Below are 14,918 nucleotides of genomic sequence, written 5' to 3'. Positions count from 1 at the left end.
TCCAGTATCGACCGGTGACGGCCCGTCCGCATGATGAAGCCGATCAGCCGAACTTGATCTCCAGGCCGATTCCGATGATCGCGATCAGCCAGATCAGGCCGGTGAAGACGGTAAGCCGGTCGAGGTTCTTCTCGACCACGGTGGAACCGGACAGACTCGACTGGACGCCGCCACCGAACAGGCTGGACAGACCGCCGCCCTTACCGCGGTGCAGCAGCACCAGCAGAATCAGCAGCAAGCTGGTGACCACCAGCAGGATATCCAGGAACAGTTCCATGTCTGTCTACGTCCACCCATCCAGTAGGAACAACAACGACCTCGTACACCCTACAGGCGCTGCCCGCCCGTGCGCCTTTCCGGTAGCTGTAGGTACCGGAAAGGCGCACGGGCGCCGAAGGCGCCTTACGGCAGAGGTCCGCCCGCAGCGATCGCCGACAGCGTCGCGAACTCGTCGGCCTTCAGTGAGGCGCCGCCCACGAGGGCGCCGTCCACATCCGTCTGACCGACGATCTCGCCGACGTTCTTGGCGTTGACGCTGCCGCCGTAGAGAACGCGGACACCGGACGCGACGTCCTGCGAGGCCAGCTCACCGAGCGTGGCGCGGATCGCGGCGCAGACTTCCTGCGCGTTCGCGGCACTGGCCACGCGACCGGTTCCGATGGCCCACACCGGCTCGTACGCGATGACGACCTTCGCGATGTCCTCGGCGGACAGTCCGGCGAGCGAGCCCCGCAACTGCTCGACGTTGTAGGACACGTGCTCGCCGGCCTCGCGGACGTCGAGGCCCTCACCGATGCAGACGATCGGGGTGATCCCGTTCTTCAGCGCGGCCTTGGTCTTGGCCAGCACGGTGTCGTTGTCCTCGCAGTGCAGGGTTCGGCGCTCCGAGTGCCCGACGACGACGAACGTGCAGCCCAGCTTGGCCAGCATGGAGCCGCTGATCTCGCCGGTGTACGCACCCGAATCGTGGGCCGAAACGTCCTGCGCACCGTAGGTGAGCAGGAGCTTGTCGCCCTCGACGAGGGTCTGCACGCTGCGGATGTCGGTGAACGGCGGGATCACCGTCACGTCGACCTTGTCGAAGTACTTCGCCGGGAGCGAGAAGGCGATCTTCTGAACCAGCGCGATGGCCTCGAGATGGTTCAGATTCATCTTCCAGTTGCCGGCGATCAGCGGCTTCCGTGCCATGCCTCAGCCCTCCAGAACTGCGATGCCGGGGAGTTCCTTGCCCTCGAGGTACTCGAGGGAGGCGCCGCCGCCGGTGGAGATGTGCGAGAACCCGTCCTCGGGCAGACCGAGCTGGCGGACCGCCGCGGCGGAGTCACCGCCACCGACGACGCTGTACGCGCCCTTCCCGGTGGCCTCGATGATCGCCTCGGCGACACCCTTGGTGCCCGCGGCGAACTTCTCGAACTCGAACACGCCCATCGGGCCGTTCCAGAAGACGGTCTTCGCGCTGGTCAGGATCGCCGCGAACCGGCGAACCGACTGCGGTCCGATGTCGAGGCCCATCCAGCCGTCCGGGATCTCGAGCACCGACACGATCTTCGACTCGGCGTCCGCCGAGAACGAGTCGGCGATGACCACGTCCTGCGGGATGTGGATCACGTCGGCGTACTGCTCGAGCAGCGCCTTGCACGTGTCGATCATCGACTCCTCGCACAGCGAGTTGCCGACCGACACGCCCTGCGCCGCCAGGAACGTGTAGTACATGCCGCCACCGATGACGAGGGTGTCGACCTTGGGGGCCAGCGCCTCGATCACCGCGAGCTTGTCGGACACCTTGGACCCACCCAGCACGACCGCGTACGGCCGCTCGGGCTCCTCGGTGAGCTTGCCGAGCACCTTGATCTCGGCTTCGACGAGCTTGCCCGCGTAATGCGGGAGCAGCTTGGCCACCTCGTACACCGACGCCTGCGCGCGGTGGACGACACCGAATCCGTCGGACACGAACGCGCCGTCGTCGCCGACGAGTTCGACCAGAGCCTTGGCGAGCTTCGTCCGCTCGGCCTCGTCCTTGCTGGTCTCCCGCGGATCGAAGCGGATGTTCTCCAGCAGGAGAACGTCGCCGTCCGTGAGCCCCTCGGCACGTGCGAGAGCGTCCTGCCCGACGACGTCGCCGGCGAGCTGGACGTTGCGTCCCAGCACCTCGGCGAGCTTCACCGCCACCGGTGCGAGGGAATACTGCGGGTCGGGCTCGCCCTCGGGGCGACCCAGATGGGCGGTGACGATGACCTTGGCGCCCGCCTCCGCCAACGCCTTCAGCGTCGGCGCGGAAGCGATGATGCGCCCCGGATCGGTGATCCGGTCACCGTCGAGCGGAACGTTGAGGTCGGAGCGCACCAGCACGGCGCGCCCCTCGACCCCAGCGTTCAGCAGATCGTCGAGAGTCTGAACTGCCACTGTTACCGGACCTTCGCTCAGAGAGACTTGGCGACGAGACCGATGAGGTCGGCCAGACGGTTGGAGTAACCCCACTCGTTGTCGTACCAGGACACGATCTTGGCCTGATCGTCGATGACCTTGGTGAGGCCGGAGTCGAAGATCGAGCTGTGCGGGTCGGTGACGATGTCCGACGACACGATCGGGGCGTCCGTGTACTTCAGGATGCCCTTGAGGGGCCCCTCGGCGGCAGCCTTCATCGCGGCGTTGATGTCCTCGACGCTGGCCGACTTCTTCAGGTTCGCGGTGAGGTCGGTGACCGAGCCCGTGGGGATCGGGACACGCAGCGCGTAGCCGTCCAGCTTGCCGAGTAGCTGCGGGAGGACCAGGCCGATGGCCTTGGCGGCACCGGTGCCGGTGGGGACCACGTTCAGGGCGGCGGCGCGGGCGCGACGCAGGTCGCTGTGCGGGCCGTCCTGCAGGTTCTGGTCCTGGGTGTAGGCGTGGACCGTGGTCATGAGGCCCTTGACGATGCCGAACTCGTCGTCGAGCACCTTGGCGATGGGACCGAGGCAGTTGGTGGTGCACGAGGCGTTGGAGATGATGTTCTGGCTGCCGTCGTACTTGTCGTCGTTGACGCCCATCACGATGGTGATGTCCTCGCCCTTGGCCGGGGCGGAGATGATGACCTTCTTGGCGCCGGCCTCGAGGTGGCCCTTCGCCTTGGCTGCGTCGGTGAAGATGCCGGTGGACTCGACGACGACGTCGACGCCCAGGTCACCCCAGGGAAGCGCTGCGGGGCCTTCCTTGATGGCGAGTGCCTTGATCTTCTGGTTTCCGACGACGATGGTGTCTTCACCCTCGAGCGAGACGTCGTGCGGGAGACGACCCAGGATCGAGTCGTACTTCAGGAGATGCGCCAGCGTAGCGTTGTCCGTGAGGTCGTTGACCGCCACAATCTCGATGTCGGTGGTTCCGAGCGCCTTCTGCGCATCCACCGCCCTGAAGAAGTTACGTCCGATACGGCCGAAACCGTTTACGCCTACCCGGACAGTCACAATCTGCTCCTTTGCGCATGATTCTGGTTGTGCAGCTCTGCTCCCGCGCCGCTACGACACCACCGACGGGTGGTCGGCGCGAGGTTTCATCGGTCGATGTGGCTCTTACCCTAGTGCGCGGGCCACGCTCGCGCGCAGTCACCTCCGGGCGCCCTTTCCGTGCCGCCCCGACCCGAACGAACGGGACGCTCGTCCGATCTGGCGCAACGAGCGTCCCGTTCGTCCGGGACCGGGGGTGGCGGGAGGCGACCGCCGACGACGGTCAGGCGTCGTCGAGAAGGTCTGCGGTGACGGCCGACTCGGTGTCGGGGATGCCGGTTTCCTTGGCCTTGCGGTCCGCCATGGACAGCAACCGCCGGATGCGGCCGGCCACGGCGTCCTTCGTCATCGGCGGGTCGGCGAGCTGGCCGAGTTCCTCGAGGGACGCCTGCCGGTGCTCCACCCGGAGGTGACCGGCCGCCGCCAGATGGTCGGGCACCTCGTCGCCCAGGATGTCGAGGGCCCGTTCGACGCGGGCCGCGGCCGCGACGGCCGCTCGCGCCGACCGGCGCAGGTTGGCGTCGTCGAAGTTGGCGAGCCGGTTGGCCGTGGCACGGACCTCCCGGCGCATGCGGCGTTCCTCCCACACGAGGCGGGTGTCCTGGGCGCCCATCCGGGTGAGTAGCGCGCCGATGGCCTCGCCGTCGCGGATCACCACCCGGTCGGTGCCGCGGACCTCACGCGCCTTCGCGGAGATGCCCAGCCTGCGCGCCGCCCCGACGAGCGCGAGCGCCGCCTCCGGGCCGGGGCAGCTGACCTCGAGCGCCGACGACCGGCCCGGCTCGGTCAGCGAACCGTGCGCCAGGAACGCGCCGCGCCACGCGGCTTCCGCGTCGGCGACGCTGCCACCGACCACCTGCGCGGGAAGCCCGCGCACGGGGCGTCCCCGCAGGTCCAGGAGACCGGTCTGGCGGGCGAGGGCCTCGCCCTCCTTCGCGACCCGCACGATGTACCGGGACGACTTGCGTAGCCCGCCGGCGCTGAGGACGTGGACGTCGGCGCTGTAGGTGAACAGGTCGAAGATCTCGCGGCGCAACCGGCGGGCCGTGGACCCCAGATCCACTTCCGCCTCGACCACGACCCGGCCGCCGACGATGTGCAATCCCCCGGCGAACCGCAGCAGCGACGAGACTTCGGCCTTCCGGCAACTCACATGAGTGACGACGAGACGACTGAGTTCGTCTTTGACCTCTGCTGTCATTGCCACGAAGCGCTCTCCCTTTCCTCTGGTGTCTCGGCCACTTCGCTCCCCCGAGACCCCGCATCGGGGTCGCTCCAGAGCTGTTCGAGAACGGACGCAAGTTTTCCTGCATGGTGCGTGTGGGTGCCGTGCTCCGACACGTCGGCGTACACGACGCGTGCCTGGAACTGTCCGGCGGCGCGGGCGAGGTGCTCGCGCTCGCGCCCCGGTGGAACCGAACCCGAATCGACCACGACGAAGTCGACGGCGAGTTCGGGTGCGTGTTGGGACAGTACGTGCAGATGACGCTCGGTGGAGAATCCTGCGGTCTCGCCCGGCTCCGGAGCCAGGTTGAGCACCAGCACCTTCCGCGCGGCGGTGGCGATCAGCGTGTCGAGGAGTTCCGGCACGAGGACGTGTGGGATGACGCTGGAGAACCACGACCCCGGGCCGAGGACGACCATGTCGGCGACCTCGATCGCCCGGACCGCGTCCGGGCAGGCGGGCGGATTCGCCGGCAGCAGTCGCACGCGGCGCACCTTGCCGGGGGTGGTCGCGACCGCGACCTGCCCGCGAATGCAGCGGCTGACCCGCGGGTCCGCCTCGAGGCCCTGCACGTCGGCCTCGATGTCCAGGGCGATCGGCGACATCGGCAAAACGCGCCCGTTGATCCGCAGCAACCGGGCGAGTTCGTCGAGCGCGGCGACGGGGTCGCCGAGCACTTCGGTGAGGCCGGCCAGGATGAGATTGCCCACCGAGTGGCCGGCGAGGGCGCCGATCCCGCCGAAGCGGTGCTGGATGGTGTCCGTCCAGTCCTGCACCTCGGGGTCGTCCGCGGCGAGTGCGGCGAGTGCCATCCGCAGATCCCCCGGCGGGATGACACCCAGTTCGGCGCGCAGCCGCCCCGAGGATCCGCCGTCGTCAGCGACGGTGACGACAGCCGTGACGTCACGGCTGAGCCGGCGCGCGGCGCTCAGGGTGGCGAACAGTCCGTGGCCCCCGCCGAGCGCGACGATCGCAGGCGGCTGGTTCACCGGCCTCATTCGCGCCCCAGATCACGATGGACGACGCGCACGTTCAGCCCGGAGTCCTTTCCGAGTCGGCTCGCCAAGGCCTCCGACATCGCGACACTCCGATGTTTCCCCCCGGTGCACCCCACCGCGATGGTCATGTAGCGCTTCCCCTCCCGACGATATCCCGCGATCGTCAGATCCAGCAGGTGGTGATACGTGGCCAGATAGTCCTCGGCACCGTCCTGCGACAACACGTAGTCCCGCACGTCCTCGCTCTGCCCGGTGTGCGGACGCAACTCGGGAATCCAGTGCGGGTTGGGCAGGAAGCGGACGTCGCAGACGAGATCGGCGTCCATCGGAAGACCGTACTTGAAACCGAACGACTGGACTGTTACCTGCATCGTCCGGTTCTCGGCGTCGCCGAACGCGTCCTCGATCTTCTGCCGCAACTGGTGCGCGGCCAGGGACGACGTGTCGATCACCAGATCCGCGGCGGCCTTCACCTTCGCGAGCTGATCGCGCTCGGCGGCGATGCCCTCCGACAGGGTGCCCTCGGCGCCTCCCCCCGACAGCGGGTGACTGCGGCGCACCTGTTCGAAACGTCGCACCAGGACCTCGTCCGACGCGTCGAGGTACAGCACCCGCGTGTGCACGGGTTTGCTCTCCAGTTCGGTGAGGACCCAGCCGAGATCGCCGGTGAACAACCGGCTGCGCACGTCGATGACGACGGCGAGCCGCTCGAGCCGCGAATCGGATTCCAGGCTCAGATCCACCATCCGGGAAATCAGTTCCGGGGGAAGGTTGTCCGCGACATACCAGCCGAGGTCCTCGAGGACCTTCGCCGCAGTCTGCAGACCCGCCCCGGAGAGCCCGGTGACGAGAAGGAAGTCCATCGGCCGAACCGTGGGTGGACGGTCACTCTGCGCGTGCTGCTCGTTCACTCGACACCTGTCCGTTGCGAAGCGCTCTGTGCTGCCGGGCCGTGCTGTTCTACCGGTTCGCGGGGAATGTCCGCGCCGTTCCGTTCTGCCGTGCCCGGCCCGTTCCGATCTGGTTCATCATCCCCCACTCCCACGACGTCCGCAGACGGTTCCTCCGCCCCGAGAGCGGTGAGTACCGCTTTCGCCGTGGCCGTTCCGATGCCCGGCACCGCGGTGATCTCCTCGACGGACGCCTGCTTGAGGCGGGCGACGGAACCGAAATGCGTCACCAGGGCCTTGCGCCGGGTCTCGCCGAGCCCGCGGACCGAGTCGAGTGCGGACGCCGTCATCCGACGGGACCGCTTGCTGCGGTGGAACGTGATCGCGAAGCGGTGTGCCTCGTCGCGCACCCGCTGCAACAGGTACAGCGACTCGCTCGTGCGCGGGAGGATGACCGGGTCCTCCTCCCCCGGCACCCACACCTCCTCGAGCCGTTTCGCCAGCCCGATCACGGCGACGTCGGTGATGCCCAGTTCGTCGAGGACCGCCGAGGCCGCGGCCACCTGCGGGGCTCCGCCGTCCACGACGAACAGGTTCGGTGGGTACGCGAACCGCCGCGGCCTGCCGGTCTGCGGATCGATCGCCGCCTCCGGGGCCAGGTCGCCGCCGTCCCCGCCCGACACCTGGTCGGCGTCCGCCCCGGCCGCTTCGGCACGTAGCACCCCGACGTCGCGGTTGTGCCGGAGGAACCGTCGCCGGGTGACCTCGGCAATGCTGGCGACGTCGTCGGAGCGACCGTCGCCCGCCGCCTCCTTGATCGCGTAGTGGCGGTAGTCGGACTTGCGGGGCAGGCCGTCCTCGAAGACGACGAGGGAGGCCACCACGTCGGTGCCCTGCACGTGGCTGATGTCGACACATTCGATGCGCAGAGGCGCCGAATCCAGGTCGAGGGCCTCCTGGATGCCCTGCAGTGCCGCCGACCGGGACGTGAAGTCGCCGGCGCGGCGCAGCTTGTGCTGTTGCAGCGCCTCCGTGGCGTTGCGCTGCACGGTCTCGGCGAGGGCCTTCTTGTCGCCGCGCTGGGGCACGCGGAGGCGGACCGCGGAGCCGCGGAGACCGCTGAGCCACTCCTGCACCTGTTCGGCGTCGGGCGGCAGCACGGGCACCAGGACCTCCCGCGGCACGCCGCTGGTGCCGGCCTCCTGGTCGGTCGCGCCCGACAGCGCCGCCTGCTCCCCGTAGAACTGGGTGAGGAACTGCTCGACGAGCAGCGGCAGGTCCGATCCCGCCTCGGAATCGACGCTGGCCCAGTCGATGACGTCACCGGCCTTCTCGACGACCCAGCCGCGCTGGCCGCGCACGCGGCCGCCCCGGACGTGGAAGACCTGGACCGCGGCCTCGAGTTCGTCGGTCGCGAAGGCGGCGACGTCGGCGTCGGTACCGTCGCCGAGCACGACGGCCTGCTTCTCGAGCGCCCGCCGCAACGCGCCCACGTCGTCTCGCAGCCGCGCCGCGGTCTCGAAGTCGAGTTCTTCGGACGCCTCCTGCATCCGGGCCTCCAGCTGCCGGACCAGCCGGTCGGTGCGTCCCGACAGGAAGTCGCAGAAGTCTTCGACGATCTTGCGGTGCTCGGCCGCGGACACCCGTCCGACGCACGGCGCGGAGCATTTGTCGATGTAGCCGAGCAGGCAGGGACGGCCGATCTGGTTGTGACGCTTGAACACCCCGGCCGAGCAGGTGCGGGCGGGAAAGACCCGCAGCAGTAGGTCGAGGGTTTCACGGATGGCCCACGCGTGCGAGTAGGGACCGAAGTAGCGGACACCCTTGCGTCTGGGCCCGCGGTAGACGAACAGCCGGGGGTACTCCTCGTTCAGGGTGACCGCGAGAACCGGGTACGTCTTGTCGTCGCGGTAGCGGACGTTGAACCGGGGATCGAATTCCTTGATCCAGTTGTACTCGAGCTGGAGAGCCTCGACCTCGGTGCTCACCACGGTCCACTCGACGCTGCCGGCCGTGGTCACCATCTGGCGGGTGCGCGGGTGCAGCGTCGAGACGTCGGCGAAATAGGAATTCAGCCGTGAACGAAGACTCTTCGCCTTCCCGACATAGATGACCCGGCCGTGCGGATCGCGGAACTTGTACACACCCGGGTCGACCGGAATCGTTCCGGTCGCGGGGCGATATGTCGAAGGATCGGGCACCCCTCCACGTTAGTCGGCGCCACCGACCAACCCCGCATCCGCGACGTCGCGGAGGGCCGACCCCCGGTTCAGGACGGTGCGTACTCCGACGCGAGTGCGCGGAAGCGGTCGACGGCGTCCACGGCGTATTCGCGATCGTTCGACTGGATGGCCATCACAGCCAGGTATTCGTCGTCGGGCAGCTCGATCCGGGCCCACGCCGCGCCGTCCGGGAACGACAACCCCTCGTACAGGTCCCAGTCGACGATGCGCTCCCCGAGGACGTTGCGGACGGCGATGCCGCGGGGCCCGACCCGCAACCGGGGCCGGGTCAGCAGCAGGACGGCTGCCGCGAGGAGGCAGCCGATTCCCGCGAACGCCAGCTGGTCGGCGAGCCGGAAGTACACGCCCGTGGAATCGCCGCGCAGCAGGATTGCGAACGTCACATGTACGACGACGAGAAGAATCGCGACACCGATGGCGTATCGACGCGACTTGCGTGGCGTCGCGACGAGTGTCCACTCGGATTCGGGAGTGGTCATGGATGGATCCGGATCATACGAAGGACTCCTCGGCGCGGCGCAGTCGCGCCAACGTGACTGCGGTGTCCAGCGCGGCCGCGCACGCCTGACCGCCCTTGTCCTCGACGGAGCCGGGCAGGCCACTGCGGTCGACGGCCTGCTGCTCGGTGTCCGTGGTGAGCACACCGTTCCCGACCGGGGTGCTCTCGTCCAGCGAGACCCGGGTCAGACCGGCCGTGACGGCGTCGCAGACGTATTCGAAGTGCGGCGTCCCGCCGCGGATCACGACACCGAGCGCGACGACGGCGTCGTGGGTGCGGGCCAGGGCCTGCGCCACCACCGGCAGTTCGATGGCACCGGCGACCCGGACCAGGGTGACGTTCTTCACGTTCGCCTCGGCCGCCACCCGCTGCGCGCCGGCGATCAGCGCCTCGGAGATCTCGGCGTGCCAGCTGCCGGCGACGATGGCGAGCCGGAGGTCGCCCGCCTCACCGAGTTGCAGCTCCGGCAGTCCCTCACCACTCACAGCATTTCTCCCGCTTCGAAGTCGTCGAGCCCGATCAGGTCGTGGCCCATGCGGTCGCGCTTCGTACGCAGGTACGTCAGATTCTCGGCGTTCGCCCGCAACGGCATCGACACCCGCTCGGTGATCTGCAGGCCGTAGCCGTCGAGACCGACCCGCTTGGCCGGGTTGTTGGTGAGCAGACGCATCGAGGAGATGCCCAGATCCACGAGGATCTGCGCGCCGATGCCGTAGTCGCGGGCGTCGGCGGGCAGCCCCAGCTCGAGGTTGGCGTCGACGGTGTCCGAACCCGCGTCCTGCAACTGGTAGGCCTGCAGCTTGTGCATGAGGCCGATGCCCCGGCCCTCGTGCCCGCGCATGTACAGGACCACACCGCGGCCCTCCTGCGCGACCATGTCCAGCGCGGCGTCGAGCTGGGGACCGCAGTCGCACCGCAGCGAACCGAACACGTCGCCGGTGAGGCATTCGGAGTGCACGCGCACGAGCACGTCGCTGCCGTCGCCGTCCGGGCCGGGCAGGTCGCCGCGGACCAGCGCCACGTGCTCGACGTCGTCGTAGATGCTGCGGTAGCCGACGGCCGTGAACTCGCCGTGCCGGGTGGGGATGCGCGCCGACGCGACCCGCTCCACGTGCTTCTCGTGCTTGCGGCGCCACGCGATCAGGTCGGCGATCGAGATCAGGGCAAGGTTGTGGTCGTCGGCAAAGACCCGCAGCTCGTCGGTCTGGGCCATGTGGCCCTCGTCCTTCTGGCTGACGATCTCGCAGATCACACCCGCAGGCCGGAGGTCGGCCATCCGGGCGAGGTCGACGGCGGCCTCGGTGTGGCCGGGACGGCGCAGCACGCCGCCCTCCTTGGCGCGCAGCGGCACGACGTGGCCGGGCCGGGTGAAGTCCTGGGCGCCGCTGGACGGGTCGGCCAGCAACCGCATGGTGGCGGCGCGGTCGGACGCGGAGATGCCGGTTCCGATGCCCTCCCGGGCGTCGACGGTCACGGTGTACGCCGTGCCGTGCTTGTCCTGGTTGGTGGCGTACATCGGCGGCAGGCCGAGGCGGTCGCAGTCGGCGCCGTCGAGCGGCACACAGAGATAGCCGGACGTGTATCGAACCATGAAGGCAACCAACTCGGGGGTGGCCTTCTCCGCGGCGAAGATGAGGTCTCCCTCGTTCTCGCGGTCCTCGTCGTCGACGACGACGACTGCCTTGCCTGCGGCGATGTCCGCAACGGCGCGCTCGATACTGTCGAACCTGGTCACGTGCTCGGTCTCCAAAGTCTTGACTTAGGCATCTTCGAATACAACGGATGCATCCGTGGGATGCTCCTCAACAGTACGACTCAGCGGCCGGCCGCTTGCAGCCGCTCCACATACTTCGCGATCACGTCGACCTCGAGGTTGACGGGCGTCCCGACGGACGCCGCTCCGAGCGTGGTCAGCTGCAGCGTGGTGGGGATGAGCGAGATCTCGAAGTACTCCTCGCCGCGTTCCCCGCCGAGCGCCGAGACCGTCAGCGACACACCGTCGACCGTGATCGAGCCCTTCTCCACGACGTACCGGGAGATGGCGTCGGGCAGCGCGATGCGCACGACCTCCCAGTTCTCGGACGGGCTGCGGCTGATGATGTGCCCGGTGCCGTCCACGTGGCCCTGGACGAGGTGGCCGCCGAGGCGGCTGTTCAGGGCGGCGGCACGCTCGAGGTTGACGCGGCTGCCCACGTCGATCTTCTGCAGGCTCGACCGGTTCAGCGTCTCCTGCATGACGTCGGCCGTGAAGGAGCCGTCGGCCAGCACCTCGACGACGGTCAGGCACACACCGTTCACCGCGATCGAATCCCCGTGTGACGCGTCGGAAGTCACGACCGGACCACGGACGGTGAACCGTGCGGCGTCGGCCAGTTCCTCCTTGGCGACGACCTCACCCAATTCTTCGACGATCCCGGTGAACACTGTGGCTTCTCCTACGTTCGGTGACTGTCAGGGTTTTCGGACACTGCTGGAACCAGACTCAACAACAGATCGGAGCCGATTGTTTCGACCGACTCGTGACGGAACCGCAGCGCGCCGTCGATCGTGTGCACTCCTGCCTCCGCGACCGCGGACGTGCCGGCGCCGAGGATCAGCGGGGCGAGGTACGCCTGGATGCGGTCGACCCGGCCCGCGGCGAGGAATGCGCCCGCCAGCCGGGGCCCGCCCTCGAGCAGCACATCGGTGTACTCGGCGAGTGCGGCGAGGACCTCGTCCACATCGTGCGTGCGCAGCAGCAGGGTGGGCGCGGAGTCGTCGAGGACCCGGGCGTCCGCCGGGATGTCGCCGAGTCCGACGACGACGCGCACCGGCTGGTGGGCCGCGAGCGATCCGTCGGGCATCCGGGCGGTCAGCCGCGGGTCGTCGGCGAGCACCGTCCCGGTGCCGACCACGATCGCGTCCAGTTTCGCCCGGTCGGCGTGGACGCGTTCCCGGGCCTCGGGACCGGTGATCCACTGGCTGGTGCCGTCGTCGGCGGCGCTGCGCCCGTCCAGGGTGGCCGCGTACTTCCAGGTCACGTGCGGCCGTCCGGTGCGCTGCCGGTGCAGCCAGGCCCGGAGCGGCCCGCGTTCGACGTCCTGGGCCCGCAGCCCGGACGTCACCTCGACACCCGCCGAGACGAGGGTTTCCGCGCCGCCCGCGGCCTCGGGGTTCGGATCACCCACCGCATAGTGCACCGCAACCACACCGGCATCGAGCAGCGCCTGCGAGCACGGCCCGGTCCGGCCGTGGTGGTTGCACGGTTCCAGCGTGACGACGGCGGTGCCGCCGCGTGCGGCGTCCCCCGCCCCCCGCAGTGCGACGACCTCCGCGTGGGGACCGCCGGGAGGCTGCGTCATCCCGACACCGGCGATGCGTCCCGCGGCGTCGAGGACCACCGCGCCGACCGCCGGATTGGGGCTGGTGAATCCGCGCGCCGACTCCGCGGCGCCGATGGCGATCTGCATCGCGGCGTCGAGGTCCGCCGCCGAATTCTCGTGCCGCACGTGGGAGTTCACGATGTGCCGAAGCGCCGTTACCGCGACAGGCTCAGGTGCGGTGACGCCTTGGCGGCGCTGGCGCGCAGGGCGCGCACGGCCTCCGCGGGATCGCTCGTCCCGTAGACGGCGGACCCGGCGACGAAGCAGTCGACGCCCGCCTCGGCAGCGGCCTCGACGGTGTCGGCGTTGATGCCACCGTCGATCTCGACGACCAGTCTCAGCTCACCCGAGTCGACGAGTCGGCGGACCGCCTTCGCCTTCGACAGCACCTCGGGGATGAACGACTGACCACCGAAGCCGGGCTCGACGCTCATGACGAGGAGCGTGTCGAAGTCCTTCAGGATCTCGAGGTACGGCTCGATCGGCGTGCCGGGCTTGACGCTGAGACCGGCCTTGGCGCCGGCGGCGCGGATGTCACGGGCCACGGACCGGGGGTCGTCGGTCGCCTCCGCATGGAAGGTGACGTTGTGCGCGCCCGCCTCCGCGTAGGGCGGCGCCCAGCGGCCGGGGTCGTCGATCATGAGATGGCAGTCGAGCGGGATGTCCGTCGCCGCGAGCAGGCTCTGCACGACGGGAAGGCCGAGCGTCAGGTTGGGCACGAAATGTGCGTCCATCACGTCGACGTGCAGCCAGTCGGCACCGGCGACGGCGTCCGCCTCCTCGGCGAGACGCGCGAAATCGGCAGACAGAATGGACGGTGCGATCATCGGGGTTGCCACGGGCCGCAGTTTAGTCGTACGCGTGCCGGGGCCGGGTCCCGCGGTCCATACTGGGCTCATGCCGACCTGGACGGACGTCGTGGCGATCGGTGTCGCCCTGCCGGACGTGCAGGAGAGCACGTCGTACCGCACCCCGGCTCTGAAGGTGGCGGGCAAGCTGCTCGCCCGGTTGCGGGCCGAGTCGGACGGGGGCCTGGTGGTGATGTGCGACCTCGACGAGAAGGCGGCCCTGCTGGCCCAGGGCGCACCGTTCTACACCACTCCGCACTACGGCGGTCACGGTTCGATCCTCGTCGACCTCGAGAACGTCGACGTTCCGCAGCTGACCGAGTTGCTGCAGGATGCCTGGCGGATCAAGGCACCGGCGAAGCTGCGCAAGCAGTTCGACCAGACCTGACGCGAACGGCGAGGGCCCGGACGGCGCCCGCACACCGGCCCGGACCCTCATCGGATCGGCGTCAGACGCCGAGCTTGAGGCCCGCCCCCGCATCGACCCGGAGTTGCTGACCGGTGACGAACCGGGACTCGTCGGACGACAGGAACACCACCGCGTGCGAGATGTCCTCGGGCTCGACCCACGGGGTGGGCATGGCCTGCATGAACGGGAACGTGACCTTCGCGTCCTCGGCGGTCGGGTTCTCCAGGTCGGGGCGGAACGTGCGGAACATCGGCGGACTCTGCAGCATGTCCGTGTTGCAGTTCGTGGGATGGATCGCGTTGACGCGGATGGACTTCGGGCCCAGGGTGAGCGCGAGCGAGTTGGTGTACGTCCACAGCATCTTCTTGGCGAGACCGTAGCCGTCGCCGCCCGGCCCCTGCAGGGCCTGCTGGCCGTTCAGACCGGTCTGCGGGACCAGCCCGGCCACCGATCCCGTCGCGATGATCGACGCGCCGGCGTCCAGGTGCGGAAGGGCGGAGTGAATCGTGTTGATCACTCCGACGAAGTCGACGTCGAACGCATCGACGAATCCCTCGACGGGCACGTCGTTCCCGAGAGGCGCGATCCCGGCATTGGCGACCACGACGTCCAGCCGGCCCAGCGTCGCGACGGCGGCGTCGAGTTCACGTTGCAGGGCCGCGCGGTCGCGCACGTCCACCTTGGCGGTCACGACCCGGCGCCCCGCCTTCTCGACGAGCCGTCCCGTCTCCGCGAGATCGGCCTCGGTCGCCAGCGGGTATTCGTTGGATGCGATGTCCTCGCAGAGGTCGAAGGCGATGATGTCGGCGCCCTCGTCGGCGAGATGCACTGCATGACTACGCCCCTGACCCCGCGCCGCTCCCGTGATCAGAACGACCTTCCCCGCTACCCGATTCATCTGAAGTCCTCCACTCGCTTCGTGACGTACGTCTCTGTCGCGAGAAGAATTAGAACACGTTTCACGT

General features: G+C 69.0%; 16 protein-coding genes. 1 reads left to right on the top strand and 15 read right to left on the bottom strand.

Annotation, left to right across the window (positions count from 1 at the left end; all coding sequences use genetic code 11):
• Nucleotides 1–43 precede the first annotated feature (43 nt).
• The 14 genes from secG to rpe form a co-directional block, all read right to left on the bottom strand.
• Entirely contained in the window at nt 44–277 is a 234-nt protein-coding gene (gene secG / locus PSR88_RS36310) for a preprotein translocase subunit SecG (RefSeq protein ID WP_005241788.1), read from the bottom strand.
• A gap of 125 nt (nt 278–402) precedes the next feature.
• Nucleotides 403–1,188 (bottom strand): triose-phosphate isomerase, encoded by a 786-nt coding sequence (tpiA, locus tag PSR88_RS36305; protein WP_016880331.1) that lies wholly within the window; start codon nt 1,186–1,188, stop codon nt 403–405.
• Nucleotides 1,189–1,191: 3 nt separating this feature from the next.
• Nucleotides 1,192–2,403, bottom strand: coding sequence for a phosphoglycerate kinase (locus tag PSR88_RS36300; protein ID WP_016880330.1), 1,212 nt, complete (start codon nt 2,401–2,403; stop codon nt 1,192–1,194).
• A 17-nt stretch (nt 2,404–2,420) separates the two neighbouring features.
• Nucleotides 2,421–3,440, bottom strand: coding sequence for a type I glyceraldehyde-3-phosphate dehydrogenase (gene gap, locus PSR88_RS36295; RefSeq protein ID WP_005241784.1), 1,020 nt, complete (start codon nt 3,438–3,440; stop codon nt 2,421–2,423).
• A gap of 262 nt (nt 3,441–3,702) precedes the next feature.
• Nucleotides 3,703–4,686: a DNA-binding protein WhiA gene (gene whiA / locus PSR88_RS36290; RefSeq protein ID WP_005262275.1), complete on the bottom strand. Its 984-nt coding sequence runs from the start codon at nt 4,684–4,686 to the stop codon at nt 3,703–3,705.
• Nucleotides 4,677–5,702 carry a uridine diphosphate-N-acetylglucosamine-binding protein YvcK gene (locus PSR88_RS36285; protein ID WP_016880329.1) on the bottom strand — a complete coding sequence of 342 codons (1,026 nt, stop codon included), beginning with the start codon at nt 5,700–5,702 and terminating at the stop codon, nt 4,677–4,679. Before PSR88_RS36285 ends, whiA begins: the two co-directional genes overlap by 10 nt.
• The gene (gene rapZ, locus PSR88_RS36280) at nt 5,699–6,565 is read right to left on the bottom strand and encodes an RNase adapter RapZ (protein WP_050787545.1); all 867 of its coding nucleotides are present in this window, start codon (nt 6,563–6,565) and stop codon (nt 5,699–5,701) included. Before rapZ ends, PSR88_RS36285 begins: the two co-directional genes overlap by 4 nt.
• Nucleotides 6,566–6,609: 44 nt before the next feature.
• Nucleotides 6,610–8,793 (bottom strand): excinuclease ABC subunit UvrC, encoded by a 2,184-nt coding sequence (gene uvrC, locus PSR88_RS36275; protein WP_011598874.1) that lies wholly within the window; start codon nt 8,791–8,793, stop codon nt 6,610–6,612.
• Between the two features lie 68 nt (nt 8,794–8,861).
• The gene (locus PSR88_RS36270) at nt 8,862–9,314 is read right to left on the bottom strand and encodes a PH domain-containing protein (protein ID WP_005241776.1); all 453 of its coding nucleotides are present in this window, start codon (nt 9,312–9,314) and stop codon (nt 8,862–8,864) included.
• 13 nt (nt 9,315–9,327) lie between these two features.
• The gene (gene ribH / locus PSR88_RS36265) at nt 9,328–9,819 is read right to left on the bottom strand and encodes a 6,7-dimethyl-8-ribityllumazine synthase (protein ID WP_005241766.1); all 492 of its coding nucleotides are present in this window, start codon (nt 9,817–9,819) and stop codon (nt 9,328–9,330) included.
• Nucleotides 9,816–11,069 carry a bifunctional 3,4-dihydroxy-2-butanone-4-phosphate synthase/GTP cyclohydrolase II gene (locus PSR88_RS36260; RefSeq protein WP_009480441.1) on the bottom strand — a complete coding sequence of 418 codons (1,254 nt, stop codon included), beginning with the start codon at nt 11,067–11,069 and terminating at the stop codon, nt 9,816–9,818. Before PSR88_RS36260 ends, ribH begins: the two co-directional genes overlap by 4 nt.
• Before the next feature lie 80 nt (nt 11,070–11,149).
• A complete protein-coding gene (locus PSR88_RS36255; protein ID WP_005241761.1) occupies nt 11,150–11,758 on the bottom strand; it encodes a riboflavin synthase in 609 nt (202 codons plus the stop codon).
• A gap of 11 nt (nt 11,759–11,769) precedes the next feature.
• Nucleotides 11,770–12,822 carry a bifunctional diaminohydroxyphosphoribosylaminopyrimidine deaminase/5-amino-6-(5-phosphoribosylamino)uracil reductase RibD gene (ribD, locus tag PSR88_RS36250; protein WP_016880328.1) on the bottom strand — a complete coding sequence of 351 codons (1,053 nt, stop codon included), beginning with the start codon at nt 12,820–12,822 and terminating at the stop codon, nt 11,770–11,772.
• A gap of 29 nt (nt 12,823–12,851) precedes the next feature.
• Entirely contained in the window at nt 12,852–13,535 is a 684-nt protein-coding gene (gene rpe, locus PSR88_RS36245) for a ribulose-phosphate 3-epimerase (RefSeq protein WP_005241758.1), read from the bottom strand.
• A gap of 58 nt (nt 13,536–13,593) precedes the next feature.
• Here rpe and PSR88_RS36240 point away from each other — a divergent pair, with 58 nt between their 5' ends.
• Entirely contained in the window at nt 13,594–13,932 is a 339-nt protein-coding gene (locus PSR88_RS36240; RefSeq protein WP_016880327.1) for an MmcQ/YjbR family DNA-binding protein, read from the top strand.
• 61 nt (nt 13,933–13,993) lie between these two features.
• On the opposite strand, the gene PSR88_RS36235 is transcribed toward PSR88_RS36240, so the two are convergent.
• Nucleotides 13,994–14,851 carry a mycofactocin-coupled SDR family oxidoreductase gene (locus PSR88_RS36235; protein ID WP_016880326.1) on the bottom strand — a complete coding sequence of 286 codons (858 nt, stop codon included), beginning with the start codon at nt 14,849–14,851 and terminating at the stop codon, nt 13,994–13,996.
• Between the last annotated feature and the right edge of the window lie 67 nt (nt 14,852–14,918).

Source organism: Rhodococcus sp. DK176, assembly GCF_038447315.2.
GTDB lineage: Bacteria > Actinomycetota > Actinomycetes > Mycobacteriales > Mycobacteriaceae > Rhodococcus_F > Rhodococcus_F jostii_A.
Note: the sequence above shows the minus strand (reverse complement) of the source record. Positions and strands in the feature narration are given on the sequence as shown.

Excerpts from the sequence above, each read along its gene's own strand:
- secG (WP_005241788.1), bottom strand. The coding sequence starts at position 277 with ATGGAACTGTTCCTGGATATCCTGCTGGTGGTCACCAGCTTGCTGCTG.
- tpiA (WP_016880331.1), bottom strand. The coding sequence starts at position 1,188 with ATGGCACGGAAGCCGCTGATCGCCGGCAACTGGAAGATGAATCTGAAC.
- PSR88_RS36285 (WP_016880329.1), bottom strand. The coding sequence starts at position 5,702 with ATGAGGCCGGTGAACCAGCCGCCTGCGATCGTCGCGCTCGGCGGGGGC.
- rapZ (WP_050787545.1), bottom strand. The coding sequence starts at position 6,565 with ATGGACTTCCTTCTCGTCACCGGGCTCTCCGGGGCGGGTCTGCAGACT.
- PSR88_RS36270 (WP_005241776.1), bottom strand. The coding sequence starts at position 9,314 with ATGACCACTCCCGAATCCGAGTGGACACTCGTCGCGACGCCACGCAAG.
- PSR88_RS36240 (WP_016880327.1), top strand. The coding sequence starts at position 13,594 with ATGCCGACCTGGACGGACGTCGTGGCGATCGGTGTCGCCCTGCCGGAC.
- PSR88_RS36235 (WP_016880326.1), bottom strand. The coding sequence starts at position 14,851 with ATGAATCGGGTAGCGGGGAAGGTCGTTCTGATCACGGGAGCGGCGCGG.